Here is a 25,504-nt window from a genome sequence, read left to right as displayed (position 1 = left end):
GAGAACGGAGTGCCATGTTTGTCGGAAAGGCGGAGCGCCGCCATCTGCGTGAGCTGGACGCGTATTTGATGTCGAGGGGCGGCGGGCCGGGCGGCTGGCGGCGCTTCGTCCGCGAGTTCTGGTTCTTCGGCTTGAAGGAGGCGCGCGCCTGCCTGTTCGCCGGCCTGTTCTTCGCCGCGGTGTTCCTGACGCCGCGCGCCGGCTTGTTCGGCGTGCCGCGCTACGACCTGCTGCTGCTGATCGCGCTGGCCATCCAGGGCTGGATGCTGTGGACCGGGCTGGAGAGCCGGGACGAATTGAAGGCGATCACCTTGTTCCATCTGCTCGGATTCGCGCTGGAGGCGTTCAAGACCTCCGGCGGCATCCAGTCCTGGTCCTATCCTGACTTCGCCTACAGCAAGCTGTTCGGCGTGCCGCTGTTTTCCGGCTTCATGTATGCGGCGGTCGGCAGCTATATCGTCCAGGCCTGGCGGCTGCTGAGGCTGCGGGTCGAGCACCACCCGCCTTACTGGATGGCGGCGGCGATGGCCGCGCTGATCTACGCCAACTTCTTCACCCACCATTACATCGGCGACTACCGCTGGTATCTCGCCGCCTGCGCGCTGGGCCTTTACGCGCGCGCTACCGTGATCTTCCAGCCGCTGGACCGCGAGCGCCGGATGCCGCTGCTGCTGGGCTTCGTGCTGATCGGTTTCTTCATCTGGCTGGCGGAGAACGTCAGCACCTTCTACGGCGTGTGGCGCTATCCGAACCAGCTGGGCGCCTGGTCGGTCGTGCATGTCGGCAAATGGAGCTCCTGGTCGTTGCTGGCGCTGATGAGCTTCACCATCGTCGCCCATCTGCAGCATGTCAGGCGCGGCATCAGCGTGCCGGCCTAGGCTCAACAAAAACGCCCCGCGGGGCGGGGCGTTCGATCAGGCGGGGCCGGCGGTCAGGGCTGGGCCGGCGTCGGCTGGCTTTGCGCGGTCTTCACCGCGCGCGGCGGCGCGTTCTTCACGTATTTGTCGAACCAGTTCAGCATTTCGTAGACCAGCTGCTCGTTCGATTCGCGCGCGGCGTACCAGTGCGGCTCATGCGGCAGCATCACCAGGCGGGCGGTGCCGCCGTTGCCGCGTATCGCCTCGTAGAACTTGCTGGCCTGCAGCGGCGTGGTGCCGGGATTGGCGTCGTCGCTGCCGTGGACGATCAGGATCGGCGTCTTCAGCTTGTCGGCGTAGAAGAAGGTGGAGACCTTGCGGTAGACGTCGGGCGCCTCCCACACCGAGCGGCGCTCGCTCTGGAAGCCGAACGGCGTCAGCGTCTTGTTGTACGAGCCGCTGGTGGCCGCGCCGGCGCGGAACAGGTCGGTGTGGGCCAGCAGATTGGCCGTCATCAGCGCGCCGTGGCTGTGGCCGGTGACGGCGACGCGGTCCGGATCGACGACGCCGAGCTTCACCGCCTCGCCGACCGCGGCCTCGGCGTCCATCTTCAGCTGGTCCAGATAGCTGTCGTAGGCGGCCTTGGGGTCGCCGACCACCGGGAACGAGGCCTGGTCGATGATGGCGTAGCCGGCCAGCAGCAGGTATTTGTACTGGTAGAGCCGGGTGAAGGTCTGCTGCGAGCCGCTGACCTGGCCGGCGCTGGCGGCGTCGGCGTAGTCCAGCGGATAGGCGTTCAGGATGGCCGGCACGCGGGTGCCTTCCTTATAGCCCGGCGGCGTGTACAGTGTGAACGACAGGTCCAGGCCGTCGGCGCGTTTGTACTTGACCAGCCGCTTCTTGATCTGCCGCAGTTCCGGCGTCGGATCGACGATGCGGGTGACGGCGGTCGGCGTCGACGAGAAGGACGCCTCGCCCGGGGCGGCGGCGATCGGCTGCCCCAGCGTGCGCAGGAAGGCGTTCGGCGCCTCGGTCGGCGTCTGGCGCCAGGTCAGGAAGCCGCCGTTGCCGCCGGCCAGTCCGATGAAGCGTTCGTAGGCCGACTTGTCGCTGCGGAACAGGCGCTGGCTTTGTCGCGTCTTCAGGTCCAGCTTGTCGAGGAAGGGGCGGTTGCCCTGGGGCGAGGCGCCGCCGCCGGCCAGGTAGATGGCGTCGCCGTCCAGCTGGATCACCCGCTCGCCGTTGGCCAGCGTGCGGTGCACCGGGCTGCCCGGATCGGCGTATTTATTGTCGAAGGACAGATCCCACAGCAGCTTGGCCGGCTGCCTGGCGTCGTCGATGTTGACGATGCGGGTCTGGCGCCAGTGCTTGTTCAGGTCGACTTCGCTGAGCAGCGCGGTATCGGCGCGCTCGCTCCAGTCCAGGCCGGCGAAGCGCTGCGCGGTGCGCAGGACTTCGACCGGCGCCGCGGTGAACGGCGCCTTCTGCATCATCACCTTGTCGCGCGCCTGCACGGTGTTCTGCCAGTCGCCGCCGTCCAGCGCCTCGGCCCAGAGCAGCGTGGCCGGCTCGGTGGCGCGCCAGAAGAAGTCGCGCGGGCCCAGCGGCTCGCCATGCACCGGCACGCGGTCGGCCAGCGGCAGCGAGGCGACGGTGTGGACGCCGATGCGGGTCGGACGCGAGATGTCCCATACTTCGACCTGGTGCGGGAAGCGCTCGTAGGTGGTGACGTAGGAATAGGGCCTGCGCACGCTGGAAACCAGGATGTGCTTGCCGTCCGGCGCCGGACCGACGCCGTCGTACAGCGCCGGCCGGCCCAGCGTCGTCGCCTTGCCGCTGGCAGCGTCCACCTGCGTCAGCTGCGAGGCCGCGTAGTAGTCGAACAGCGCCTCGTCGTGCGGGCTGGACAGCGTGTCGCGGGTTTCATAGGTGCTGCTCTGGCCTTTCTCGCCGTCGGCCTCCTGCACGTTAGGGCCGTCCGGGCCGCCTTGCCTGGCCGGCGGCGGACCGAGCTTGGCCGGCACCGCCTTGACCAGCAGCGTCTTCTGGTCCGGCATCCATTGCAGCTCGTCGTTCAGCATCGGGTTCAGCCGTATGCCGGGCACTTTGCGTATCTTGCCGCTGGCGGCGTCGCCGACCCACAGCTCCACCGCGTCGCCGGTGGTGTTGGCGAAGGCGAAGCGTTTGCCGTCCGCCGACCAGATCGGCGCATCCGGGCAGGCGCCGGCCGGCAGCGCGATCGGCGTTTCCCGGCCGTCGGGAATGCCGACCAGCTTGAAGCTCTCGGCGCATGGCGCGATGCCGTAGCCGCCCGGCGTATCGTGTTTGCTGCGGTTGGCCGGCTCGACGCGGGTGCCGGCCAGGCGAAGGAAGGGCGCGGCCACGCGCGCGATGGCCGGGTATTCCTGCCAAGCCACCAGCAGCATCTTGTCCTTGCTCGGGCTGACGCTGGGGCCGGGCAGCGCCGGCGCGCGCATCGCCTTCAGTATATTGGCCGGCGGCTGCTGATAGCCGGCGGCCAGCGCCTGCGACGTCGGCAGCGTGCAGGCTGCCAGCGCGGCCAGCACGTGGCCGGCCAGAATGCGGGATGTAGACATGGTGTTCCTGTTCTGTTTTTCTTCCGGGCGGAGCCCGGTGTTCATCTCATGCGCAACGGGAGCCGGCGTATGCCGGCTCCCGTTGGTTTGACGCGAAGAGTCAATGACATGGACAATTAATGTAGCACATGTCATATCGGCTGTGTCGGCCAGGCCGACGCCGATTCAGTCCAGCCGGTGGAAGTGCTTGACGATGCTGGAGAAGTCCAGCTTGCCGTTGCCCTGGTGCACGTGTTCCTCGTACAGATTGCGCGCCAGCGCGCCCAGCGGATTCGCGGCGTGGCTCTGCAGCGCGGTCTCCTCGGCCAGACCCAGGTCCTTCAGCATCAGTTCGGACATGAAGCCGCCGGCGTAGCCGCGGCTGGCCGGCGCGTTGTCCATCACGCCGGGCCAGGGGTTGTACAGCTCGGTCGCCCAGTTGCGGCCGGAGCTCTTGGCGATGATCTCGGACAGCACTTTCGGGTCCAGGCCGTTCTTGACGCCCAGCGCCAGCGCCTCGGCGGTGCCGGCCATCAGGATGCCCAGCAGCATGTTATTGCAGATCTTGGCGGTCTGGCCGGCGCCGGGACCGCCGGCATGGAAGATGTTCTTGCCCATCGCCTCCAGCACCGGGCGGGCGCGGGCCAGGTCTTCCTTCGCGCCGCCGACGATGAAGGTCAGCGTGCCGGCGGCGGCGCCGGCGGTGCCGCCGGAGACCGGCGCGTCCAGCATGGACAGGCCCTTTGCCTGCGCGCCTTCGGCGACTTGGCGGGCGGTGCCGGCGTCTATCGTGCTGCAGTCTATGATCAGCGCGCCCTTGGGCAGCTTGGCGAACAGGCCGTCGTCGCCGAGGTAGAGGCCGGCCACGTGCTTGCCGGCCGGCAGCATCGAGATCACCACGCTTGCGCCGTCGGCCGCGTCTACGGCGCTGGAGGCGGCGCGGCCGCCGGCGGCCGCCACCTTGGCCAGCGCGTCGGCCGACAGGTCGAAGGCGCTGACCTTGAAGCCCTTGTTCAGCAGATTGACGGCCATCGGTCCGCCCATATTGCCCAGGCCGATGAAGGCGATGTTTTCCATGCTGTTCTCCTCTGTGTCTTGTTGTCGTTATTTCAATCCGGCCAGCGGATGGTCGCCGCCGCGCCACGGCGAATCGAAATGGCCGTCCACCCAGGCCTGGTCGATGTCGGCCAGCTGCCGGCTCCAGCGCGGATTGCGGTCCTTGTCGACCAAGAGCGCGCGCACGCCTTCCGGGAAGTCGGAGCGGGCGCAGAAGTTGACCGACAGGATCAGCTCCATCCGCAGCGCCTCGGCCAGCGACATATGCTTGGATCGGCGCAGGATTTCCCAGCTGACGGCGGCCGAGGTCGGGCAGCCGTGGCGGAAGTTTCTGGCGGCGTCGGCCAGCCACGGGTCCTCGAAGGCGGTCTCGTTCAGCGCGGCGGCGACGGCGGCGAGGTCGCCGCGGTTCATCAGCCGGTGCACCGCCAGCAGATTGCGCTCGACGTTGGACGCCGGCAGAGCGTCGCCGAGCTGGCCTTCCAGCTGGTTCAGCAGGGCGCTGACCTGGGCCGGATGCCGGTGCGCGTCGCCGCTCCAGTCCGCCTTTTGCAGCGTCTCCAGCAGCGCCGGGTAGGCATCGGCGGCCAGCACGTGGTCGGCCAGATTGGCGATCAGCGCGTCGTGGGCGTTCAGCGGCGCGCCGGTCAGCGCCAGGAACAGGCCAAGATGGGCCGGCATCCGCTGCAGGAACCAGCTGCCGCCGACATCCGGATACAGGCCTATGGTGATTTCCGGCATCGCGATGCGGGTGGCCGGCGTCACCACGCGGTGGCCGGCGCCGGCCATCAGGCCCAGGCCGCCGCCCATGACGATGCCGCCGCCCCAGACGATCAGCGGCTTCGGATAACGGTGTATCCGGTAGTCCAGCGTGTATTCCTCGGCGAAGAAGGCCACCGCGTGCGGATGCGGGTAGTGCGGTTCGGCGATCAGTTGCTCGCGCAGGCTGCGCACGTCGCCGCCGGCGCAGAAGGCGCGCTCGCCGGCGCCGCGCAGCACCACGGCGACGATGCCGGCGTCGCGTTCCCAGATGGTCAGGCGGGCGTCCAGCCGCCGTATCATGTCCAGCGTCAGCGCGTTCAGCGATTTTTCGGCGTTCAGGGTGGCGATGGCGATGCGGCGGCCGTCGCCGGTGGGCAGTTCGTCAAACAGTACCACGTCTTGCATGGCGGACCTCTGGCGGGCGATGGCCGGACGCGGTCCGGCCGGAGTGGTCGGGATCAGGCGTTTTTCCAGTTCGGCGCGCGCTTTTCCAGGAAGGCGCGGGTGCCTTCGGCCTGGTCCTGGGTGTCGAACAGCTTGATGAAGGCCTCGCGTTCCTTGATCAGATTCCAGGCAGGCGGCTGCAGGCGGGCGGCCTGGACCAGCTGCTTGCATACGCCGACCGACGACGGCGACTGCTTGGCGACGCCGTCGGCCAGCTTCAGCGCGGCGTCCAGCGCCTGGCCGGTGGCCACGACCTGTTCGACCAGGCCGATGCGTTCGGCGGTGGCGGCGTTGACGCGCTCGCCGCACAGGATCATCCGCTTGGCCCAGCCTTCGCCGACCAGCCACGGCAGGTTCTGGGTGCCGCCGGCGCAGGGCAGGAGGCCGACGCCGGCCTCCGGCAGCGCCATCTGCGCCTGTTCCTCGGCGATGCGGATGTCGCAGGCCAGCGCGCACTCCAGGCCGCCGCCCATCGCGTAGCCGTTGATGGCGGCGATGCTGACGCCGCGAAAAGCCGACAGCGCCTCGAAGGCCTCGCCGAACAGCATGCTCATCTCGGTGGCCACCTTCTTGTCGCCATCGGCGAACATGTTCAGGTCGGCGCCGGCGGAGAAGAACTTGCCGCCCTGGCCGGTGATCACCAGCGCGTAGATGTCGCGGTCGGCGTTGAGGTCGGCCACCAGCTGCCTCAGCGCGGCGAGACTGTCGCGGTTCCAGGTGTTGGCCGGCGGATTGTCTATCGTCACCACGGCGGTGTGGCCGCGTTTTTCCACGTTCAGGTGGGCGTAGCTATTCATATTCATACCTTTATGAATTCTGTTTTGAACTGGCAAGGCTGGAAAAATCCAGCGCAGCGGCTGAGGCAAGGCGCGCCGGCGCAGACAGTACATATGAGTACGGCCAGCCGGCGCAACGCAGCATCAGGGATTTTGCCGGCCTTGCCTAGCGCAGCGTTTCCAGCGCGCCGTCCTGCAGCATCTTGCGGGCGACGATCATCCGCATCACCTCGTTGGTGCCTTCCAGTATCTGGTGCACGCGCAGGTCGCGCACATGGCGTTCCAGCGGGAAGTCCTGCAGATAGCCGTAGCCGCCGAACAGCTGCAGCGCGTTGTTGGCGATATTGAAACTCAGATCGGTGGCCAGGCGCTTTGCCATCGCGCAATAAGCGGAGGCGTCGGGGCTGGCCTGGTCCAGCTTCCAGGCGGCCAGGCGCACCATCTGGCGCGCGGCGACCAGCTCGGTCAGCATGTCGGCCAGACGGAATTGCACGGTCTGCAGTTCGGCCAGCGGCTGGCCGAACTGCTGGCGTTCCTGCACGTAGCGCTGCGCGGCGTTCAGCGCGGCCTGCGCGGTGCCGACGGCGCAGGTGGCGATGTTGATGCGGCCGCCGTCCAGGCCCTTCATCGCGAAGGCGAAGCCCTGGCCTTCGTCCCCGAGGCGGTTTTCCACCGGGATCTCGACGTTGTCGAAGGTGATCGCGCGGGTGGGCTGGCTGTTCCAGCCCATCTTCCTTTCCTTCTTGCCGTAGCCTATCCCCGGCGCGTCGGCCGGCACGACGAAGGCGGAGATGCCCTTGGGGCCCGGACCGCCGGTGCGGGCCATCACCACCAGCACCTCGGTGCTGCCGGCGCCGGAGATGAACATCTTGCCGCCGTTCAGCACGTAGACCTCGCCCTTTTTCTCGGCGCGGGTCTTCAGCGAGGCGGCGTCGGAGCCGGCGCCCGGCTCGGTCAGGCAGTAGCTGCCCAGCACTTCGCCGCTGACCATTTTCGGCACCCACCGCTCGGCCAGCTCCCGGCTGCCGAAGCTGGCTATCATCCAGCTGACCATATTGTGTATGGTCAGATAGGCGGCGGTGGAGGTGCAGCCGGCGGCCAGCTCTTCAAAGACGATGGCGGAGTCCAGCCGCGACAGGCCCAGGCCGCCGTAGGCTTCCGGCGTGTACAGGCCGAGGAAGCCCATGTCGCCGCTCTTGCGGATCACGTCCAGCGGAAAGACGGACTCGGCGTCCCATTCGGCGGCGCGCGGCGCCAGCTCGTGCTCGGCGAAGTCGCGGGCGCTCTGTTGGAAGGCGATCTGGTCTTCGGTCAGTTCGAAATTCATATTCCATTCCCAATCGGTGTCCGGGCGGGCAGCGGGTTGCCCGCCCGAGGAGAATCAGCGCAGCGAGATGGTGGTGTGCACCTTGCCGCTGCTGGCCTCGTCGTCGAACCAGCGGCTGGTGACGGTCTTGGTCTGCGTGTAGAAGGCCACCACCTGCTTGCCGTACGGGCCGAGGTCGCCGAGCTTGGACGCGCGGCTGCCGGTGAAGCTGAACAGCGGCACCGGCACCGGGATCGGCACATTGATGCCGACCTGGCCGACGTCGATCTCCTCCTGGAACTTGCGCGCCGCCGCGCCGCTCTGGGTGAACACCGCGGTGCCGTTGCCGTTGGGGTTGGCGTTGATGATGGCGATGGCTTCGTCCAGCGTATCGGCGGCCATCAGGCACAGCACCGGCCCGAACACTTCCTGCTGGTAGATCGCCATCGACGGCTGGACGCCTGAGAAGATCGTCGGGCCGACGAAATGGCCGGCCTCGTGGCCCGCCACCTTGACGCCGCGGCCGTCCAGCTCCAGCTTCGCGCCTTGCTCGACGCCGGAGGCGATCAGACCCTCGACCCGCTCGCGGGCGGCGCAGGAGATCAGCGGACCGAGGTCCGGATTGTCCTTGCCGGCGCCGACGGTCAGGCCGCGAGCCTTGGCCACCAGGTCCGGAATCCATTGCTGCGCCTCGCCGACCAGCACGGCGACCGACAGCGCCATGCAGCGCTGGCCGGCGGCGCCGAAGGCCGCGCCGGTCAGCTGGTTCAGCGCCTGCTCCTTGTTGGCGTCCGCCAGCACGATGGCGTGGTTCTTCGCGCCCATCATGCACTGGGCGCGCTTGCCGCTCAGCGTGGCGCGCTGGTAGACGTGGGTGCCGACGCGGGTGGAGCCGACGAAGGACACCGCCTTGATGTCGGCGTGGTCGCAGATCGCGTTGACCACGTCGGCGGCGCCGTGCACGACGTTCAGCACGCCTTTGGGCAGGCCGGCCTGCAGCGCCAGCTCCACCAGGCGCATCGTCACCATCGGGTCCTGCTCGGACGGCTTCAGCACGAAGGTGTTGCCGGTGGCGATGGCCATCGGGAACATCCACAGCGGGATCATCGCCGGGAAGTTGAACGGGGTGATGCCGGCGCACACGCCCAGCGGCTGCTGCACGGTGTAGGTGTCGACGCCGCCGGCGACGTTCTCGGCGTATTCGCCCATCTGCAGCGTGCCGATGTTGGCGGCGTGCTCGACGACCTCGAGGCCGCGGAAGATGTCGCCCTCGGCGTCGGCCAGGGTCTTGCCCTGTTCGGCGGTCAGGATGGCGGCCAATTCCTTCATGTTTTCGCGGATCAGCTGCTGGTATTTCAGGAAGACGCGGGCGCGGGCGCCGATCGGCGTCTTCTTCCAGGTCTTGAACGCTTCCTTGGCGGCGGCGACGGCGGCGTCGACCTCGTCGGCGGTGGCCAGCGGCACGCGCGCCAGCACTTCGCCGGTGGCCGGATTGACGATGTCGCGCCATTCGGCGGTCTTGGATTCGACGAATTCGCCGCCTATCAACAGCTTGATGTTCGGTACCGACTGGCTCATGGCACTGCCTCCTCTATTTGTCTGCGGGCTGATGGCGCTGCTCAGTTGTAGCTGTAGAAGCCGTGGCCGCTCTTGCGGCCCAGGCGGCCGGCCTCTACCAGCTGGACCAGCAGCGGGCAGGCGCGGTATTTGCTGTCGCGGAATTCGCGGTACAGGATGTCCATGACGGACAGGCAGGTGTCCAGGCCTATCAGATCGGCCAGCGCCAGCGGTCCTATCGGGTGGTTCATGCCCAGCTTCATCACGGTGTCGATGTCCTCGGCGGTGGCGAGGTTCTCGTACAGCGCGAAGGCCGCCTCGTTGATCATCGGCATCAGCACGCGGTTGGACACGAAGCCGGCGCCGTCCTTGACGGTCACCGGCGTCTTGCCCAGCGCCTCGGACAGGTGGAACACGGTGTTGTAGGCCTCGTCGCCGGTCTGCAGCGCGCGGATGATCTCCACCAGCTGCATCACCGGCACCGGGTTCATGAAGTGCATGCCGACGACGCGTTCCGGATGGCTGACCCAGCTGGCGATGCGGGTCAGCGAGATCGACGAGGTGTTGGACGCCAGCACGCAGGTTTCGCCGACGACGGCGTCCAGCTCGCGGAAGATCTTCTCCTTGATCTCGGCGTTCTCGGTGGCGGCTTCCACCACCACGTCGCAGCCGGCCAGTTCGGACAGCGCGGTCGTCGTGCGGATGTGGGCGACGATGCCGTCTATATTGCCCTCGGCGATCAGCTCCTTCTTGGCCATCCGCTGCAGGCTGGTCTGGATATTGGCCATGCCCTTGACCAGCGCCGCGTCGCTGACGTCGGCCAGCAACACTTCGAAGCCCTTCATCGCGAATGCCTGGGCGATGCCGTTGCCCATCGTGCCCGCGCCGACCACACCGATTTTCTGGCCCATTTCTTTTCTCCTGGATTATTTGCTCTATTGCGGCCACGATAACTTGACGTTTACGTCAACGTCAACAGACAATGATCACAAAAGCACCCGACTGTGGCGCGCGTGGCCGCTGTCGGAAGATAAAGGGACAAACGCATGGGCGAGCAGGTTTTCAATATCACCGAACTCGCGCAGGAGTTCGACATCACCACCCGGGCGATCCGCTTCTACGAGGACCAGGGTTTGCTGGAGCCGGAGCGGGCGGGGCAGCGGCGCATCTACAGCCGGCGAGACCGGGTGCGGCTGATGCTGATTCTGCGCGGCAAGCGCATCGGCCTGTCCTTGCAGGAGATACGCGAGCTGTTCGCGCTGTACGATGCGACGCACGACGACGCGCCGCAGTTGCAGGAATTCATACGCATCCTGGCGCGCAAGGAGCAGCAGCTTCTGGCGCAGATGGAGGACATCAAGGTGGTGCTGACCGAAATCGGCCAGTTGCGCGTTCAGTGCGAGAAATCGCTGGACCGGCGCGCCAACGGCCACAACCAAGCAAAGGAGCTGTGATGCAACAACAGGAAATCGTGATCGTGGGCATGGCGCGCACCGCCATGGGCGGCTTCCAGGGCGCGCTGTCCGGGCTGACCGCCGGCCAGCTGGGCGCGGCGGCGATCCGCGCCGCGGTGGAACGGGCCGGCGTCGCCGCCGGCGACGTCGACGAGGTGATCATGGGCTGCGTGCTGCCGGCCGGCCAGGGCCAGGCGCCGGCGCGCCAGGCGGCCTTGGGCGGTGGCCTGCCGCTGGCGACGCCGTGCACCACCATCAACAAGATGTGCGGCTCCGGCATGAAGGCGCTGATGATGGCGCACGACCAGCTCTTGGCCGGCAACGGCGACGTGGTGGTGGCCGGCGGCATGGAGAGCATGAGCAATGCGCCGTATCTGATGCCCAAGGCGCGCGGCGGCCTGCGCCTGGGCCATGGCGAGATCAAGGACCACATGTTCCTGGACGGCCTGGAGGACGCCTACCAGAAAGGCACGCTGATGGGCGTGTTCGCCGAGCAGTGCGCCGAGAAGTACGGCTTCAGCCGCCAGGACCAGGACGAATTCGCCATCGCCTCGCTGACCCGCGCGCAGCGGGCGATCAACGGCGGCCAGTTCAAGGACGAGATCGCGGCGGTGACGGTGCCGGGCCGCGGCGGCGACACCGTGGTCGACACCGACGAGCAGCCGCTGAAGGCCAATCTCGACAAGATCCCGACCTTGAAGCCGGCGTTCAAGAAGGACGGCACCGTCACGCCGGCCAACTCCAGCTCGATCTCCGACGGCGGCGCCGCGCTGGTGCTGATGACGGCGGCCGAGGCCGCCAAGCGCGGCCTGACGCCGATCGCTCGCATCGTCGGCCACAGCAGCCACGCCCACGAGCCGGGCTGGTTCACGACGGCGCCGGTCGGCGCGATGCAAAAGCTGCTGTCCAAGACCGGCTGGAAGGCCGAGGACGTCGACCTCTATGAGATCAACGAGGCCTTCGCCGTCGTGACGATGGCGGCGATGCACGACCTGAAGCTGCCGCACGACAAGGTCAACGTCCATGGCGGCGCCTGCGCGCTGGGCCACCCGATAGGCGCGTCCGGGGCCCGCATCGTGATTTCGCTGCTGTCGGCGCTGAAGCAGCGCGGCGGCAAGCGCGGCGTGGCCAGCCTCTGCATAGGCGGCGGCGAGGCCACCGCGCTGGCGGTCGAACTGATCTAGTCGCGTCCTTCCGCATCGCAGGCCGCCGGCATATCCGGCGGCCTGTTTGTTTTTGTCGCTTGCCTTGTCGGCGGCGATGGCGGATTTTGATAGAGTCGCGCGGCGCTGGCGCATAGCCGCCCGCTGCTTTATCATCGCCCGCCTTTAGCACCGTAACGAAAGCCGCCATGACCGACGCCATTGACGCATTGCCGCCCGAAATCCAGATGGACGATTACCTGGCCGAACACAACGCCACCATCGTCACCACCGAGGGCAGTCATGCGGTGTCGGTGCACGGCGAGCTGGAGCTGGACGGCCACCGGATACCGTATCACCTGGTGCCGGACGAGGGCTTTCTCGGCAAGAGCGGCAAGTGGCGCAAGCTGGACGCAGAGGCCAAGCTGGCGCTGGTCAGGGAGCGCTGGAACGAGGCCGCGCGGCAAAAGCTGGAAAGCCAGCTCGCCGCCTGCGCGCGCGAAGTGTTCGCCGTCGGCGGCATCGATCCGCTGCGCGCGCTCAGCGCCTTCATGGCCAAGTACGAACGCGCCAAGGTGCGCTGCAATATCGCGCTGGACCGGGTGGCCGCCGCGCGCAGCCGACAGAGCGCCGACAAGGCAGCCGCCAAGACCCGCGACGCGGTCAATCTGTCGCGCTATCCGGAATCGTTCGCCACCGCCTACGCGATGCAGCGCCACTTCATCGCGGTGCTGGGACCGACCAACTCCGGCAAGACCCACGCGGCGATGGAACATCTGCAGCAGGCGAAGAGCGGCGTCTACCTGGCGCCGCTGCGCCTGCTGGCGCTGGAGAACTACACCCGGTTGCAGCAGGCCGGCGTCGCCGTCAGCCTGATCACCGGCGAGCAGCGCAAGCTGCACCCGGATGCCACCCACGTCGCCAGCACTGTCGAGATGCTGAATCCGGAGCGGCAGGTCGAAGTGGCGGTGATAGACGAGATCCAGCTGCTGGACGATCCGGACCGCGGCGCGGCCTGGACCGCCGCCGTCTGCGGCGTGCCGGCGCAGACCATCTACCTGGTCGGCGCGCCGGAGGCGCGCGAAGCGATAGAGTCGCTGGTGGCGCGCGTCGGCGGCACGCTGGAGGTGCGCACGCTGGAACGCAAGACCGCACTGCAGATGGACAAGGCGCCGCTGCTGTCGCTGAAGAATCTGCGGCCGGGCGACGTGTTGATCGCCTTCTCGCGGCGCGAGGTGCTGAACTGGCGCGACAAGGCGATAGAACAGGGTCTGACCGTTTCGGCGATCTACGGCAATCTGTCGCCGGAGGTGAGGCAGGCCCAGGCCGAGCGCTTCGTCGCCGGCGAGACCCAGGTGGTGGTGGCCACCGACGCGATAGGCATGGGCTTGAACACGCCGGCGCGGCGCATCATCTTCACCACCGCCAGCAAATGGGACGGCTACGCCGAGGGCATCATCGCCGCGCCGCTGGCCAAGCAGATCGCCGGCCGCGCCGGCCGTTTCGGCAAGCACGAGACCGGCTATGTCGCCGGTTTCGACGGTCTCACCCACAAGACCATAGGCGCGCTGCTCAGGCAGAAGCCGGAGCCGCTGCCGAACAACGGCTTCTTCGTCGCGCCCAGCCTGAAGTATCTGGAAGCCATCGCCGAGGCCACAGGCGAGGGCAAGCTGAAGCCGCTGCTGGGCCTGTTCGCCAAGCATATCAATGTGCACGACGAATTCTTCCTGCCGGCCAATCTGTCCGATCAGATGGAGAAGGCCGAATGGCTGGACGGCCTGCAGCTGAGCCTGGCGGACCGCTTCACTTTCAGCCTGTGCCCGGTGTCGACCAAGATCGCCATGCTGGACAACGCGCTGCACGATTGGGCCGAGCAGCGCGCCCGCGGCAAGACCGCGCCGCTGCTCAGGATGATGGGCACAGGCGGTCGCAACGAGCTGCAATACCTGGAGGACAGCTGCAAGCTGTACGCCGCCTACGCCTGGCTGGGCTACCGGATGCCGGAAACCTTCCCCGACGGCGAAATGGCCCAGATGCTGATGCTGTCGACATCGGAGCGCATAGACGGGCTGCTGCAGGTGCAGAACGCGCAGAAGCGCAGGGGGCGACCGGACAGGGGCGGGCGGGGCAAGCCGTCGGCTAGCCGGCGGCGCTGACCGGCCCATCGGCCGCGAGGCGGGCGCTCAAAAAGCGAAACCCCGCCTCGGGCGGGGTTCGATGACGGCGGAGCGAGGGCTCAGGCCGTCGTCGACAGGCTGGTGCTGGACACGCTCGGTTGCAGCAGCGACTGGTTGGCCTGGTATTGCGATACCGCCAGCTGGCCGCCGCGGTTGCGGCGCTGCGCCTGTTCGACGCCCTGCGTCGCCTGCGTGGCCGGCGCGGTGGCGCTCTGAGCCGGCGTGGCCGGCTGGGACGGCGCGTTCAGCTGTTGCTGGCCGCCATTGTTCGTCGATTGCGATGCCTGCTTGGACGCCGTCTGCGACGCTTGCGGCGCGTTCGCCGCCTGGGCCGTCACATTGTTGGCGGCGTTGCCTGCATTGCCGCTTTGGGCCGGCGCGGCGTTGCCGTTGACGGCAGGCGCCACGGCCGCGGCTGCCGCCGGCTGCGGGCCGGTGGCCAGCACGGCGGCGGAATTGTTGACGATGGCCGGCGCCTGCTGTTGCGCGGCCGCCTGCGTCTGTTGCGTTTGCTGCTGCTGGGCGGCGACGGCCTGCTGCTGGGCCTGCTGGCTCTGGCTGCTGGTCAGTTGCTGCTGCAGCTGCTGCTCGACGCGGGCGGAGTCCGGATTCTGCCGGACGGCGGCCTGCGTTTGCGGTTGTGAGGTGGCTTGCTGGACGGCGGGCTGGGCGTTGTCCAGCGACGACTGCACCTGCCGCGTGTTCAATGCGGCATAGAGCGGTTGCGTCGTAGCGCTGCCTACGCTGGCGATGTTTGCCATTGCTACAGTCCCAATGTTCCTATATCGCTGATATTAGAACATTTTTTCATTTTCTGTCCAAGTTTTTCCCGGCTGTTCGAGCAGGACCAGCTGCAACATGTGTTGCGCCAGCGCATCGACATCCAGTTCGCCGTCGCGGCGGTACCATTGCACGGTCCAGTGCAGGCTGCCCAGCAGCGTGCGGCGCAGCAGCCTGGTGTCGCGCTTGACCAGCCCGGCGGCGGCGGCCTCGTCCAGCACCTGCTGCCACAGCGCCTCGTAGCGGTCGCGCAGCACCACCAGTCCGGGCTTGGCGCCTTCCGATACGCTGCGCCATTCGTACAGCATCACTTCCAGCGCCGCCTGGTTGTCGCCGAGCAGCGAATGCAGGTGGACGCGGAACAGCGCGGCCAGCTTGTCGGCCAGGTTGTCGGCGGCGGCCAGCGCGGCGGCCAGCTGCTCGGTGGTGCTGGAGATGCCCAGCGCCATCACCGCCACCAGGATCTCCTCCTTGGTGCGGAAATGGTAGAACAGGCTGCCCGACTGCATGCCGACGGCGCTGCCCAGATCGCGCACCGTCGTGCGTTCGTAGCCCTGATCGCGGAACAGCACGGCGGCGGCGCGCACCAGCTCCATGCGGCGGCTGTTCTCTTCGGGGGGCCTGGTGGTTTCCGCTGCGCTCATTTCAGTCCTGGCTGAGGTCGGGTGTCGGGGGAAGCAGGTTTTGCGCCGCCTGCCATGCCATGTCCGGCTGCAGCTTTTCCAGGCAGTCGGTGTGGCCGTACGGGCAGCGGCGCTCGAAACAGGGACTGCAGTCCAGGTTCAGCGACACGATGGCCGCGCGCTCGGACAGCGGCGGCGTGAAGTCCGGGCTGGACGAGCCGTACAGCGCCACCAGCGGCTTGTCCAGCGCGGCGGCCACGTGCATCAGGCCGGAGTCGTTGCATACCGCCAGCGCGCACAGGCCGATCAGGTCTATCGCCTCGTCCAGGCCGGTGGCGCCGCACAGATTGACGGCGCTGCCGTCGGCCAGCCGGGCGATCTCGTCGCCGATCTCCTTGTCCTTGCCGGAGCCGAACAGCCAGACCGCGTAGCCGGCGGCGTCGAAGCGGCGCGCCAGCTCGGCGAAGTGGCGGGCCGGCCAGCGCTTGGCCGGGCCGTATTCGGCGCCGGGACAGAAGGCGACGACCGGCCGCGACAGGTCCAGGCCCAGCCGGGTTGCGGTCTGGCGCTGGGCGGCGGGGTCGGCGCTGAGGCGCGGGTAGGGTATCGGGCGCGGCAGCGGCTTCTTGCGCGGTTCGGCCAGCGCGCAGAAGCGCTCCACCATCATCGGCAGTTCCTGCTCGTCCAGCTCGCGGGCGTCGTTCAGCAGGCCGTAGCGGGATTCGCCGAGGAAGCCGGTGCGCAGCGGGATGCCGGCGAACAGCGGGATCAGCGCCGATTTCAGCGAATTCGGCAGCACGACCACCTGGTCGAAACCTTCCTTCGCCAGTTGGCGCGCCACTTTCCAGCGTTCGACCAGGCGCAGCGCGCCGTGGCCGAACGGATTCAGATGGGAGCGGGCCACTTCCGGCATCCGCGCCAGTAGCGGCAGGGTCCAGGCCGGCGCGAACACGTGCAGCTCCAGTTCGGGGTGGAGCTGGTGCAGGCGGCGGTACAGCGGCTGGGCCATTACGCTGTCACCGACCCAGGACGGGCCGATGACCAGGATCTTCTTCTTCATTCGGGTGCTTCCGGTGTCAAGCGCAAGCCGGCTGCGGCAACCGGCTTGCGCTTGGCGGCGGCAAGCAAAAAAGGTGCGGCTCGCGCCACACCCTTTGCCGACGGCGCGGACCGAAAGGCTCAGTGATGATGACCGACCGGGCCGACCAGCTTGTACTTGGTGCCGCAGTACGGACAGAGGGCCTCGCCGGTCTTGTGCACCGGCAGGAAGACGCGCGGGTGCGAATTCCACGCCTTCATGTCCGGCATCGGGCAGTGCAGCGGCAGGTCGTGCTGGGTGACTTCGATATAGCGTTCGGTGTTTTCTTTCAGTTCTGCCATGGTCGTTCCTTGTTGCGGCAAGCGGGTCTCCGACAAGACGCCGCCAGCAGGACGGCGGTGGGCCGTTCGCTGCTGGCGCGCGAGTCGCGGATTCTACCGCTTATTTTACGTAAGTGAGCCAGTGCTGGTGTTCGGCGTCCTGGCCTTTGACGATGCTGAAATAACGCTTCTGGATCTCGGCGGTGATGGGGCCGCGACCGCCGGCGCCTATCGGGCGGCGGTCCAGTTCGCGGATCGGGGTCACTTCGGCCGCGGTGCCGGTGAAGAAGGCCTCGTCGGCGCTGTACACCTCGTCGCGGGTGATGCGTTTCTCGATCAGCTCCAGCCCCATTTCCTTGGCGATCTGCACCACGGAGTCGCGGGTGATGCCTTCCAGCGCGCTGGTCAGGTCCGGAGTATATAGCTTGCCCTTGCGAACGATGAAGATGTTTTCGCCGGAACCCTCGGCGACGAAGCCGTCGACGTCCAAGAGCAGCGCCTCGTCGTAGCCGTCGGCGGTGGCCTCGTTATTGGCCAGGATGGAGTTCATGTAGTTGCCGTTGGCCTTCGCCTTGCACATCGTGATGTTGACGTGGTGGCGGGTGAAGGAGCTGGTCTTGACGCGTATGCCCTTCTCCAGGCCGTCTTCGCCGAGATAGGCGCCCCAGGGCCAGGCGGCGACGATGACCTGCACGTCGTCCTTCTTCGGCGCGACGCCCAGCTTGCCGGAGCCGTAGAAGGCCATCGGGCGGAAATAGCAGGACTTCAGGCCGTTGGCCTTGACCACGTCGAGGTGGGCCTGGTTGATCTGTTCCGGGGTGAACGGCAGCGTCATGCCCAGGATCTTGGCGGAGCGGAACAGGCGCTCGGTATGGTCCTGCAGGCGGAAAATGGCCGGGCCCCGCGCGGTTTCGTAGGCACGCACGCCCTCGAACACGCCCATGCCGTAGTGCAGGGTGTGGGTGAGGACGTGGGTGGTGGCGTCGCGCCATTCCACCAGCTTGCCGTCAAACCAGATATATCCGTCACGATCAGCCATCGACATCTCGGTCTTCTCCTGTTTTATTTGCCTTGTCCGGGCCGGCGCCCGTTGCTGGCGGCGACGCTGCCGCCGCCGCTGTGGATGGACCAGTGTATACCGCCGCGCGCCGGCTTGTGAACCCGGGATCAGGAAAAATCGAGCGCTTGCTCGAAAACCTGTTGCCAGAGCCTCCGCCCGCAGCGGTAGGCCGCCAGCAGCGCCGCGTCGACCTCGACCGCCGGCCGCTCGTTCAGGCGGGCGGCGTGTTGCAGCCGGCGGTATTGCCGGTAGGCGGCGCGGGCGTCGTCGGCCAGCTGGCGGTCTATCAGGCCGGCGTCGGCGGCCACCGCCAGCAGCGCGATGTTGCCGGTGTTGCCGGTCAGCGCGGGCAGGGTCCTGGCGTGGGCCAGGATCAGGTACTGGACGATGAACTCGATGTCTATGATGCCGCCGCGCGCGTTCTTGACGTCGTCGTCGCGGGCCGGGTGGCTGTCCAGCATCCGCTGCCGCATCGCCAGCACTTCGCCGCGCAACGCGGCCGGGTCGCGCGCCAGCGTCAGGATGTCGCGGCGCTCGGCCTCGAACAGGGCGCCGACGGCCTCGTCGCCGGCGACGAAGCGGGCGCGCGTCAGCGCCTGGTGCTCCCAGGCCCAGGCCTGTTTCTCCTGGTATTGGCGGAAGGCGGCGATCGAGCTGACCAGGAGGCCGCTGGCGCCGTTCGGCCTCAGCCTGAGGTCGATGTCGTACAGCACGCCGGCGGCGGTGGCGCTGGTCAGCCAGGTCGACAGCTTGCGCGCCAGCCGCGAGTACAGCTCCGGCGCGTCCGGATGGTCGTCGTCGTAAAGGAAGATGATGTCGAGGTCGGAGGCGTAGCCGAGCTCCTTGCCGCCGAGCTTGCCGTAGCCGACGACGGCGAAGCGCGGCACGTCGAGGTGGCGGGCCGGGATGTCTAGCCAGGCGTGGCGCACCGCCGCGTCCAGCACCAGGTCGGCGAGCCGGGAAAGTTCGTCGGATAGCGCCTCCAGCGTCCACATGCCGGCCAGGTCCTGGGCGACCAGGCGGAAGGTCTGGGCGTGCTGGAAGTGGCGCAGCGCGTCCATCTGGGCCTCGACGTCGCCGCCGGCCTGCTGCAGCTGGCTTTCCAGCTGGGCGGCCAGTTGCGGCCAGTCCGGGGCGGCGTACAGCACGCGCGCGTCCAGCAGCTCGTCCAGCAGTATCGGATGGCGGCTCAGATAGGCCGACACCCAGGCGCTGGACGAGTACAGCGAGGCCAGCCGCTGCAGTGTCTGCGGATATTCGGTCAGCAGCGCCAGGTAGGCGGCGCGGCGGCTGATCGCCTCCATCAGTCCTATGATGCGGGACAGCGTGTCGTCGGCGTTGGGGAAGCGGGCGGCCACCTCGATCAGCGCCGGCATCAGCGCGTCCAGCTTCTTTCGGCCGGCCAGCGGCATCTGCAGATAGCGCTGGCCTTGCGCCAGGCCCTTCAGCTGGCGCGCCGTCGCCGCCGGATCGGCATAGCCGAGCTCGGCCAGCTTCGCCTCGGGGCTCTGCTCGGCGACGTCGCGCCACAGCTCGGCCAGCGGGTGGCCGGGGCCGTCCTCGCTGGGCAGCAGGAAGACCTGCTCGAAGTGGCGGCTGATCCTGGCCCGCACCGCCGACAGCGCCTCGTCGAAGGCCGGCCAGTCGGCGAAGCCCATGCTGGCGGCGATCTGGCCGCGGGCCTCGGGCGAGGTCGGCAGCGTCTGGGTCTGCTGGTCGTCCTGGTATTGCAGCCGGTGTTCGAGATTGCGCAGGAAGGCGTAGCCGTCCTGCAGTTCGCGCACCGCGTCCGGTTCCAGCAGCCGCAGCGCCGCCAGCCTGTCCAGCGTGGCGCGGGTGCCTCGCAGCTGCAGCGTGCGGTCGCGGCCGCCGCGTATCAGCTGGAAGACCTGGGCGATGAATTCGGCCTCGCGTATGCCGCCCGGGCCGAGCTTGATGTTGTCGGCCATGTCGCGCCGCGCCACCTCGCGGCGGATCTGCGCGTGCAGTTCGCGCATCGCGCCATAGGCGTTGTAGTCCAGGTATTTGCGATAGACGAAGGGGCGGACCAGCTGTTCCAGGCCATCGGCGTCGCCGGTGATGGCCTTGGCCTTGATCCAGGCGTAGCGCTCCCATTCGCGGCCCTGCGACAGCAGGTAGTTCTCCAGCGCGGCGAAGCTCATCACCAGCGGGCCGGCGTCGCCGTACGGGCGCAGCCGCATGTCGACGCGGAAGACCTGGCCGTCGGCGGTGATGTCGTTCAGCAGCGCGATCAGCCGCTTGCCGACCTGGGTGAAGTACTCGTGGTTGCTGATCTTGCGCGCGCCGTCGGTTTCGCCGCCTTCCGGATAGATGAAGATCAGGTCGATGTCGGAGCTGACGTTCAGCTCGCCGCCGCCCAGCTTGCCCATGCCGATGACGATCAGCTGCTGGGCCTCGCCGCTGTCCTCGCCTATCGGCCGGCCGTATTGCGGCAGCGAGGCGGAGGCGGAAGCCAGCGCCTGGCGCACGGCGAATTCGGCCAGCGCGCTGATCGTCGACACCACCTCGTCCAGCGTCGCCAGGCCGGCGAGATCGCGACAGATCAGCCTGGCCATCGTCGCCTGGCGCAGCCGGCGCAGCGCCGGCGCCAGTCGTTCGGGCTCGGCCAGGGCGGGCCAGTCGGCGAAGTCCCGCATCTCCTCCGGGCCGAACGGCGAATCCAGCCTGGCCTCCAGCCGCTGCCTCTCCTCGGGGCGCGCGGCCAGCAGCCGGCTCAGATAATGGGAAAACTCGCAACTGCGGGCAATGGCAGCGCTCGTGTTTGCTGGCATAATGACTCCGGACGGTTTGGAGCCTGCGCAATGGAATTGAACAGGCTTATCAGGCGCCGCGCTGGGGACGGATGCGGCCGGTTTCGCGCCGCGCTTTTCTACAACGCCATTGTAACGGTTTGCCATAGTTGAAAAACCCCTCGTCGCCGCTTTCCCATATCCGCGTGCTGCGCACGCTGAAGCGCAGCCTGCTGGTGCTGGCCGCATCGCTGCTGCTGTCGTGCGCGCTGGTGGCGGCCGCGTTCGCGGCCTTCACCTTCTGGATCCTGCCCAATCTCGATCAATACCGTCCGAGGCTGGAGAGCAGCCTGTCGGCCGCGCTCGGCCACCACGCCACCATCGCCCGGCTGTCCGGCCGCTGGCTGGGGCTGGCGCCGCAGTTCGAACTCAACGGCGTCTCCATCGCCAATCCGGTGTCCGGCCAGGCGCTGACGCTGAGCGTGGTGACGGTGCAGCCGTCCTGGACCTCGCTGCTGGCCTGGGAGCCGCGCCTCGCGGTGCAGGTCAGCGGGCCGGCGGTGGAACTGCGCCGCGCCGCCGACGGCGCCATCTATCTGAACGGCTTCGATCTGACCGGCGGTCCGGGCGCCGACAACGCGCTGGGCAACTGGCTGCTGCGCCAGCCGTCGCTGGACATCCGCGACGCCCGCCTCAGCTGGCAGGACGAGCGGCTGGGGCTGCCGAGGCTGGATCTGAAGCAGGGCCGGCTGCTGCTGGAGCAAAGCCTGCTCGGCCACAGGCTGCAGTTGTCCGGCCTGCCGGCCGCCACGCTGGGCAAGGGTTTCGAGTTGAACGCCGGCTGGCGCGGAGACGACATCGGCCATTGGCAGCAATGGTCCGGCTCGGTGCGGGTGGCGCTGAACGGCGCGCGCGCCGACGTCTGGTCGCGCTATATGCGCGAACTGGGCGTGCTGCGCAGCGGCGAGGGCGACGGCACGCTGGACCTGTCGTTTTCCGACGGCAGCGTCGGCAGCCTGCGCGCCGACGTGCGCGTGCGGAACGCGGCCTATACGCCGCCGAGCGCGCGCGAACTGGTGTTGCCGCAACTGCAGGGCAAGCTGCAGCTGGACCGCCAGTCCGACGGCAGCTACCGGATACTGGCCAGCGATCTGACCCTGGCCAGCGTCAACGGCCTGGCCTTCGACAAGTCGTCGATCAAGGGCGAATGGCGGCCCGGCGATCAGGGCGGCGGCGAGCTGACGCTGGACAATGTCGACGTCGGCAATCTGGAGCCCTTCATCCACGCCTTCGGCGTCGACGCCAATCCGTTGTTCGCCCGTTTCTCGCCCAGCGGCGCGCTGCGCGATCTGACCGTCGGCTGGAAGGGGCCGGTGGAGGCGCCGCGCAGCTTCAAGGTCAAGACCCGCTTCCTGGCGCTGGGCTGGCAGCCCTTCGCCGATCTGCCCGGCGTGTCCGGCGTGACCGGCCGCATCGAGTTCGACGAGACCGGAGGCCGGCTGCAACTGGACACCGGCAAGGCGGAGGTCAGCTATCCGGCGCTGTTCGCCCTGAGCCTGCCGTTCGACCGGCTCGCCGCCGACGTGTCGTGGCGGCAGCGGGGCAGGCTGCTGGACATCGATTTCAAGCAGCTGGCTTTCGCCAACGCCGATCTGAACGGCCGGCTGAACGGCAGCTACCATTACGCCGGGACCGGCGCCGGCAACATCGAGCTGACCGGCGCGATCGATCAGGTGAAGGCGGCGCGGGTCGCCGCCTATCTGCCGCACCAGGTCGGCGAGCATACCGCCGCCTGGCTGCGCAAATCGCTGCTGGACGGCATGCTGCGCAATGTGACGCTGTGGCTGAAGGGCGATCTGGACCGTTTCCCCTTCGCCGGCGGGCAGGGCGGCGAGTTCCTGGTGCAGGCCGATGTGGAAAAGGCGAAGCTGTTGTACCAGCCGGGCTGGCCGACGATAGACGATATCGACGCCAGGCTGAGTTTCCGCAACGAGGCGATGCTGGTCGAGGCCCGGCGCGCCGGCACCGTGGGCGTGCCGCTGCGCAATGTCCGGGCGGCGATAGACCAGCTGGGGGCCGAGAAGCCGTGGCTGAAGATAGACGGCGACGTCGACGACAGGCTGGACCGGATGCTGGCCTTCACCACCAAGAGCCCGGTCGACGGCTGGCTGGGCGGCTTCACCGGCCGGATACGGGCCGTCGGGCCGGCCGCGTTGAAGCTGCACCTGGAGGTGCCGCTGGCCGGCGACGCCGCCACCCGGGTGCGCGGCGACCTCGATTTCAAGCGCAACGCGCTGACGCTGGGCGCTTTGCCGCTGCCCCGGCTGGACGCGGTGCAGGGGCGTCTGACCTTTACCGAGCGCGGCGTGGACAGCCGAGGCATCGCGCTGCAGGCCTTCGGCGGACCGTTTCGTCTGGCGGCCCATACCGGCGCAGACAAACGCATGCGTTTCGAGATCGGCGGCGAGGCCGATGGCCAGGCCGTGGTCCGGCAGTATCTGCCGGCGCTGGCGCCGCTGGTGTCCGGACGCAGCCGTTTCGACGGCCAGTTCACCGTCCATGACGGCCTGGAGAGCCTGAAACTCGATTCCAGCCTGCAGGGCGTCGCGCTGGACGCGCCGGCGCCGTTGGGCAAGGCCGCCGGCGCGGCGATGCCGCTGCAACTGCAATTGCAGCCGGCGCCGCCGCGTTTCGGTCAGGCGATGAGGCTGGAGTTCGAGCTGGGCGACGCGCTGAACGGCAAACTGAGGCTGGGCGACGGCGGCGAGTTGCAGGCCGGCGCGATCGGCCTGGGCCGCAATGCCGGCGAATGGCCTCCCGGCGGCCTCGCGCTGCGGGCGCAGCAGCCCCGCGTCAATCTGGACGATTGGTGGCCGCAGCTGTCCCGGCTCGACGCCGGCGCGTCGGCCGCCGCGCCGCCGTTGACGCTGGAGCTGGATACGCCTGAGTTGGCCGCCGCCGGCTTCGCCTTGCACCAGGTCAACGCCAGGCTGTCCAAGCGCGGCCAGTCCGGCTTGTGGTCGGCCCAGTTGCGCTCGCGCGAGGCGGTCGGCGAGCTCGCCTACCAGCAGGCGGACGGCGGGCCGCTGCTGCAGGCCAATCTGCAGCGGCTGGCGTTGAACTGGCCGCTGCGCGCCGATTCGGCCGGGGCCCAGCCGTCGGCGCTGAAGCGGCAGCTGCCGGCGATGAAAGTGCATATCGGCGAGCTGTCGCTGCAGGGGCGCAGTCTCGGCCAGCTCGACATGACGGCGCGGCGCGCCGGCGGCGTCTGGCAGATGGAGCCGCTGCGGCTGGCGACGCCGGACGGCGTGCTGACCGGCAGCATGAAGGTGGACGACGAGGGGGTGGGCAGCGTCAACAGCCGTTTCACGCTGGACGTGTCCAACGCCGGCAAGCTGTTGGCACGCTTCGGTCAGGGCGACGTGTTCCGCAACGGCGAGGGCCGGCTGTCCGGCGAGTTGAGCTGGCCGGGCGGGCTGTCCGATCTGGAAGCCGCCCGCCTGTCCGGCAGCATTGCCCTCGATTTCAAGAACGGCCGCTTCGCCAAGGTGGACCCGGGCGTGGCCAGGCTGCTGGGCGTGCTCAGCCTGCAGTCGCTGCCGCGCCGCATCCGTCTAGATTTCACCGACGTGTTCAGCGAGGGCTTCGCCTTCGATTCGCTGAGCGGGGACGCCAGCGTGCGCAACGGCGTGTTCCATTCCGACAGGGTGGAGATGAAGAGCCCGGCCGCCGAGGTGGGCATTTCCGGCAGCGTCGACCTGCCGCGCGAAACCCAGGCGCTGAAGGTGCACGTGGTGCCGCACGTGGCGGAAAGCGTGGCGCTGGCCGCCGGCGCGGCGCTGCTGAATCCGGTGGTCGGCATCGCCACGCTGGCGGCGCAAAAAGTGTTGCAGGATCCCGTAGGTAAAATACTATCTCTCGATTACACGGTAAGCGGCTCGCTGAAGGATCCGCAGGTGGTGCGGGTCAATGTCGGCGATCCGGTCAAGCTCAAGAGGAAACAGCCATGAAACAGAAGTTTGTTGCCGCAGCGGTGCAGATGGTGTCCGGCTGCGATTGGGAATCCAACCTGGCGCGCGCCGATAGGCTGCTGGGCGAGGCCGCGGCGCGCGGCGCGCAATTCGCCGCGCTGCCGGAGTATTTCTGCCTGATGGGCAGGCACGAGACCGACAAGGTGGCGCTGCGGGAGGCCTTCGGCGCCGGCCCCATCCAGCAAGCCTTGTCCGACATGGCGCGCCGCCACGGCCTGTGGCTCCTCGGCGGCACGGTGCCGCTGGCCTGCGGCGACGCCGAGAAGGTGTTGAACACCAGCCTGCTCTACAATCCGCAGGGAGAGGTGGCGGCGCGCTACGACAAGATCCACCTGTTCGGCTTCACCGGCCAGGGCGAGAGTTATTGCGAGTCCAACACCATCCGTCCCGGACAGGCGCCGGTGAAGGCCGAGACGCCGCTGGCCGACATCGCCTTCGGCATCTGCTACGACCTGCGTTTCCCGGAGCTGTTCCGGCTGATGGCGCCGTTCGACCTGCTGGTGCTACCGGCGGCGTTCACCGCCACCACGGGGCAGGCGCACTGGGAAACGTTGCTGAGGGCCAGGGCGATAGAAAACCAGTGCTATCTGATCGCGCCGGCCCAGGGCGGCACGCACGAGAACGGCCGCCGCACCCACGGCCACTCGATGATCATCGATCCTTGGGGGCGCATCCTCGCCGAGCTGCCGGAAGGCGAGGGCGTGATCACCGCCGAGATCGACCACGAATTGATACACTCGGTACGCGACCGCCTGCCGGCGCTGGCGCACCGGGTCATACGCTGAAAGAACCAC

19 protein-coding genes are annotated in these 25,504 nt (G+C 68.1%); 6 read left to right on the top strand and 13 right to left on the bottom strand.

What is annotated here, in order from left to right; translation table 11 throughout:
- Positions 1 to 14 precede the first annotated feature (14 nt).
- A complete protein-coding gene (locus WNM05_RS14435; RefSeq protein WP_434627905.1) occupies positions 15 to 878 on the top strand; it encodes a DUF817 domain-containing protein in 864 nt (287 codons plus the stop codon).
- A 53-nt stretch (positions 879 to 931) separates the two neighbouring features.
- Here the strand turns inward: WNM05_RS14435 and WNM05_RS14430 are convergent, their stop codons facing one another.
- From WNM05_RS14430 to WNM05_RS14400, 7 genes are all read right to left on the bottom strand, one after another.
- A complete protein-coding gene (locus tag WNM05_RS14430) occupies positions 932 to 3,454 on the bottom strand; it encodes a prolyl oligopeptidase family serine peptidase (RefSeq protein WP_434627902.1) in 2,523 nt (840 codons plus the stop codon).
- A gap of 165 nt (positions 3,455 to 3,619) precedes the next feature.
- Positions 3,620 to 4,510 (bottom strand): 3-hydroxyisobutyrate dehydrogenase, encoded by an 891-nt coding sequence (mmsB, locus tag WNM05_RS14425; protein ID WP_434627900.1) that lies wholly within the window; start codon positions 4,508 to 4,510, stop codon positions 3,620 to 3,622.
- A gap of 27 nt (positions 4,511 to 4,537) precedes the next feature.
- Positions 4,538 to 5,656, bottom strand: a complete 1,119-nt coding sequence (locus WNM05_RS14420; protein WP_434627898.1) for an enoyl-CoA hydratase/isomerase family protein — start codon at positions 5,654 to 5,656, stop codon at positions 4,538 to 4,540.
- A gap of 53 nt (positions 5,657 to 5,709) precedes the next feature.
- The gene (locus tag WNM05_RS14415) at positions 5,710 to 6,492 is read right to left on the bottom strand and encodes an enoyl-CoA hydratase (RefSeq protein ID WP_434627896.1); all 783 of its coding nucleotides are present in this window, start codon (positions 6,490 to 6,492) and stop codon (positions 5,710 to 5,712) included.
- A gap of 145 nt (positions 6,493 to 6,637) precedes the next feature.
- The gene (locus WNM05_RS14410; protein ID WP_434627893.1) at positions 6,638 to 7,798 is read right to left on the bottom strand and encodes an acyl-CoA dehydrogenase family protein; all 1,161 of its coding nucleotides are present in this window, start codon (positions 7,796 to 7,798) and stop codon (positions 6,638 to 6,640) included.
- Positions 7,799 to 7,852: 54 nt separating this feature from the next.
- Entirely contained in the window at positions 7,853 to 9,355 is a 1,503-nt protein-coding gene (locus WNM05_RS14405; RefSeq protein WP_434627890.1) for a CoA-acylating methylmalonate-semialdehyde dehydrogenase, read from the bottom strand.
- A gap of 41 nt (positions 9,356 to 9,396) precedes the next feature.
- Complete coding sequence (locus WNM05_RS14400; RefSeq protein WP_434627887.1) at positions 9,397 to 10,245, bottom strand: 3-hydroxybutyryl-CoA dehydrogenase; 849 nt, start codon at positions 10,243 to 10,245, stop codon at positions 9,397 to 9,399.
- 135 nt (positions 10,246 to 10,380) lie between these two features.
- On the opposite strand from WNM05_RS14400, the gene WNM05_RS14395 reads away from it, so the two are divergent.
- The 3 genes from WNM05_RS14395 to WNM05_RS14385 all read left to right on the top strand — a co-directional run bounded on the left by WNM05_RS14395 (position 10,381) and on the right by WNM05_RS14385 (position 14,086).
- Complete coding sequence (locus WNM05_RS14395) at positions 10,381 to 10,788, top strand: MerR family transcriptional regulator (protein ID WP_434627886.1); 408 nt, start codon at positions 10,381 to 10,383, stop codon at positions 10,786 to 10,788.
- Positions 10,788 to 11,972: an acetyl-CoA C-acyltransferase gene (locus WNM05_RS14390; protein ID WP_434627883.1), complete on the top strand. Its 1,185-nt coding sequence runs from the start codon at positions 10,788 to 10,790 to the stop codon at positions 11,970 to 11,972. The genes WNM05_RS14395 and WNM05_RS14390 overlap by 1 nt, the downstream gene beginning before the upstream one ends.
- A gap of 167 nt (positions 11,973 to 12,139) precedes the next feature.
- Positions 12,140 to 14,086 (top strand): helicase-related protein, encoded by a 1,947-nt coding sequence (locus WNM05_RS14385; RefSeq protein ID WP_434627880.1) that lies wholly within the window; start codon positions 12,140 to 12,142, stop codon positions 14,084 to 14,086.
- An 80-nt stretch (positions 14,087 to 14,166) separates the two neighbouring features.
- On the opposite strand, the gene WNM05_RS14380 is transcribed toward WNM05_RS14385, so the two are convergent.
- The 6 genes from WNM05_RS14380 to glnE all read right to left on the bottom strand — a co-directional run bounded on the left by WNM05_RS14380 (position 14,167) and on the right by glnE (position 20,721).
- Positions 14,167 to 14,868, bottom strand: a complete 702-nt coding sequence (locus WNM05_RS14380) for a hypothetical protein (protein WP_434627878.1) — start codon at positions 14,866 to 14,868, stop codon at positions 14,167 to 14,169.
- Between the two features lie 33 nt (positions 14,869 to 14,901).
- Positions 14,902 to 15,531 (bottom strand): TetR/AcrR family transcriptional regulator, encoded by a 630-nt coding sequence (locus WNM05_RS14375; RefSeq protein ID WP_434627875.1) that lies wholly within the window; start codon positions 15,529 to 15,531, stop codon positions 14,902 to 14,904.
- Position 15,532: 1 nt separating this feature from the next.
- Complete coding sequence (waaF, locus tag WNM05_RS14370) at positions 15,533 to 16,570, bottom strand: lipopolysaccharide heptosyltransferase II (RefSeq protein WP_434627873.1); 1,038 nt, start codon at positions 16,568 to 16,570, stop codon at positions 15,533 to 15,535.
- A gap of 119 nt (positions 16,571 to 16,689) precedes the next feature.
- Positions 16,690 to 16,890 carry a zinc-finger domain-containing protein gene (locus tag WNM05_RS14365; protein ID WP_434627870.1) on the bottom strand — a complete coding sequence of 67 codons (201 nt, stop codon included), beginning with the start codon at positions 16,888 to 16,890 and terminating at the stop codon, positions 16,690 to 16,692.
- A gap of 100 nt (positions 16,891 to 16,990) precedes the next feature.
- Positions 16,991 to 17,914, bottom strand: coding sequence for a branched-chain amino acid transaminase (locus WNM05_RS14360; RefSeq protein ID WP_434627867.1), 924 nt, complete (start codon positions 17,912 to 17,914; stop codon positions 16,991 to 16,993).
- 122 nt (positions 17,915 to 18,036) lie between these two features.
- The gene (gene glnE, locus WNM05_RS14355; RefSeq protein ID WP_434627864.1) at positions 18,037 to 20,721 is read right to left on the bottom strand and encodes a bifunctional [glutamate--ammonia ligase]-adenylyl-L-tyrosine phosphorylase/[glutamate--ammonia-ligase] adenylyltransferase; all 2,685 of its coding nucleotides are present in this window, start codon (positions 20,719 to 20,721) and stop codon (positions 18,037 to 18,039) included.
- A gap of 128 nt (positions 20,722 to 20,849) precedes the next feature.
- Here glnE and WNM05_RS14350 point away from each other — a divergent pair, with 128 nt between their 5' ends.
- Positions 20,850 to 24,689 (top strand): YhdP family protein, encoded by a 3,840-nt coding sequence (locus tag WNM05_RS14350; RefSeq protein ID WP_434627861.1) that lies wholly within the window; start codon positions 20,850 to 20,852, stop codon positions 24,687 to 24,689.
- Positions 24,686 to 25,495 (top strand): carbon-nitrogen hydrolase family protein, encoded by an 810-nt coding sequence (locus tag WNM05_RS14345; protein WP_434627858.1) that lies wholly within the window; start codon positions 24,686 to 24,688, stop codon positions 25,493 to 25,495. Before WNM05_RS14350 ends, WNM05_RS14345 begins: the two co-directional genes overlap by 4 nt.
- Positions 25,496 to 25,504: the final 9 nt, after the last annotated feature.

This window comes from Chromobacterium sp. CV08 (assembly GCF_051129845.1).
Classification (GTDB): domain Bacteria; phylum Pseudomonadota; class Gammaproteobacteria; order Burkholderiales; family Chromobacteriaceae; genus Chromobacterium.
The sequence above is the reverse complement of the archived record's forward strand: the minus strand, read 5'-3'. Positions and strand labels throughout refer to the sequence as shown.

Coding starts and splice junctions, on each gene's coding strand:
- WNM05_RS14435 (WP_434627905.1), top strand. CDS start 15: ATGTTTGTCGGAAAGGCGGAGCGCCGCCATCTGCGTGAGCTGGACGCG.
- WNM05_RS14430 (WP_434627902.1), bottom strand. CDS start 3,454: ATGTCTACATCCCGCATTCTGGCCGGCCACGTGCTGGCCGCGCTGGCA.
- mmsB (WP_434627900.1), bottom strand. CDS start 4,510: ATGGAAAACATCGCCTTCATCGGCCTGGGCAATATGGGCGGACCGATG.
- WNM05_RS14420 (WP_434627898.1), bottom strand. CDS start 5,656: ATGCAAGACGTGGTACTGTTTGACGAACTGCCCACCGGCGACGGCCGC.
- WNM05_RS14415 (WP_434627896.1), bottom strand. CDS start 6,492: ATGAATAGCTACGCCCACCTGAACGTGGAAAAACGCGGCCACACCGCC.
- WNM05_RS14410 (WP_434627893.1), bottom strand. CDS start 7,798: ATGAATTTCGAACTGACCGAAGACCAGATCGCCTTCCAACAGAGCGCC.
- WNM05_RS14405 (WP_434627890.1), bottom strand. CDS start 9,355: ATGAGCCAGTCGGTACCGAACATCAAGCTGTTGATAGGCGGCGAATTC.
- WNM05_RS14400 (WP_434627887.1), bottom strand. CDS start 10,245: ATGGGCCAGAAAATCGGTGTGGTCGGCGCGGGCACGATGGGCAACGGC.
- WNM05_RS14395 (WP_434627886.1), top strand. CDS start 10,381: ATGGGCGAGCAGGTTTTCAATATCACCGAACTCGCGCAGGAGTTCGAC.
- WNM05_RS14390 (WP_434627883.1), top strand. CDS start 10,788: ATGCAACAACAGGAAATCGTGATCGTGGGCATGGCGCGCACCGCCATG.
- WNM05_RS14385 (WP_434627880.1), top strand. CDS start 12,140: ATGACCGACGCCATTGACGCATTGCCGCCCGAAATCCAGATGGACGAT.
- WNM05_RS14380 (WP_434627878.1), bottom strand. CDS start 14,868: ATGGCAAACATCGCCAGCGTAGGCAGCGCTACGACGCAACCGCTCTAT.
- WNM05_RS14375 (WP_434627875.1), bottom strand. CDS start 15,531: ATGAGCGCAGCGGAAACCACCAGGCCCCCCGAAGAGAACAGCCGCCGC.
- waaF (WP_434627873.1), bottom strand. CDS start 16,570: ATGAAGAAGAAGATCCTGGTCATCGGCCCGTCCTGGGTCGGTGACAGC.
- WNM05_RS14365 (WP_434627870.1), bottom strand. CDS start 16,890: ATGGCAGAACTGAAAGAAAACACCGAACGCTATATCGAAGTCACCCAG.
- WNM05_RS14360 (WP_434627867.1), bottom strand. CDS start 17,914: ATGTCGATGGCTGATCGTGACGGATATATCTGGTTTGACGGCAAGCTG.
- glnE (WP_434627864.1), bottom strand. CDS start 20,721: ATGCCAGCAAACACGAGCGCTGCCATTGCCCGCAGTTGCGAGTTTTCC.
- WNM05_RS14345 (WP_434627858.1), top strand. CDS start 24,686: ATGAAACAGAAGTTTGTTGCCGCAGCGGTGCAGATGGTGTCCGGCTGC.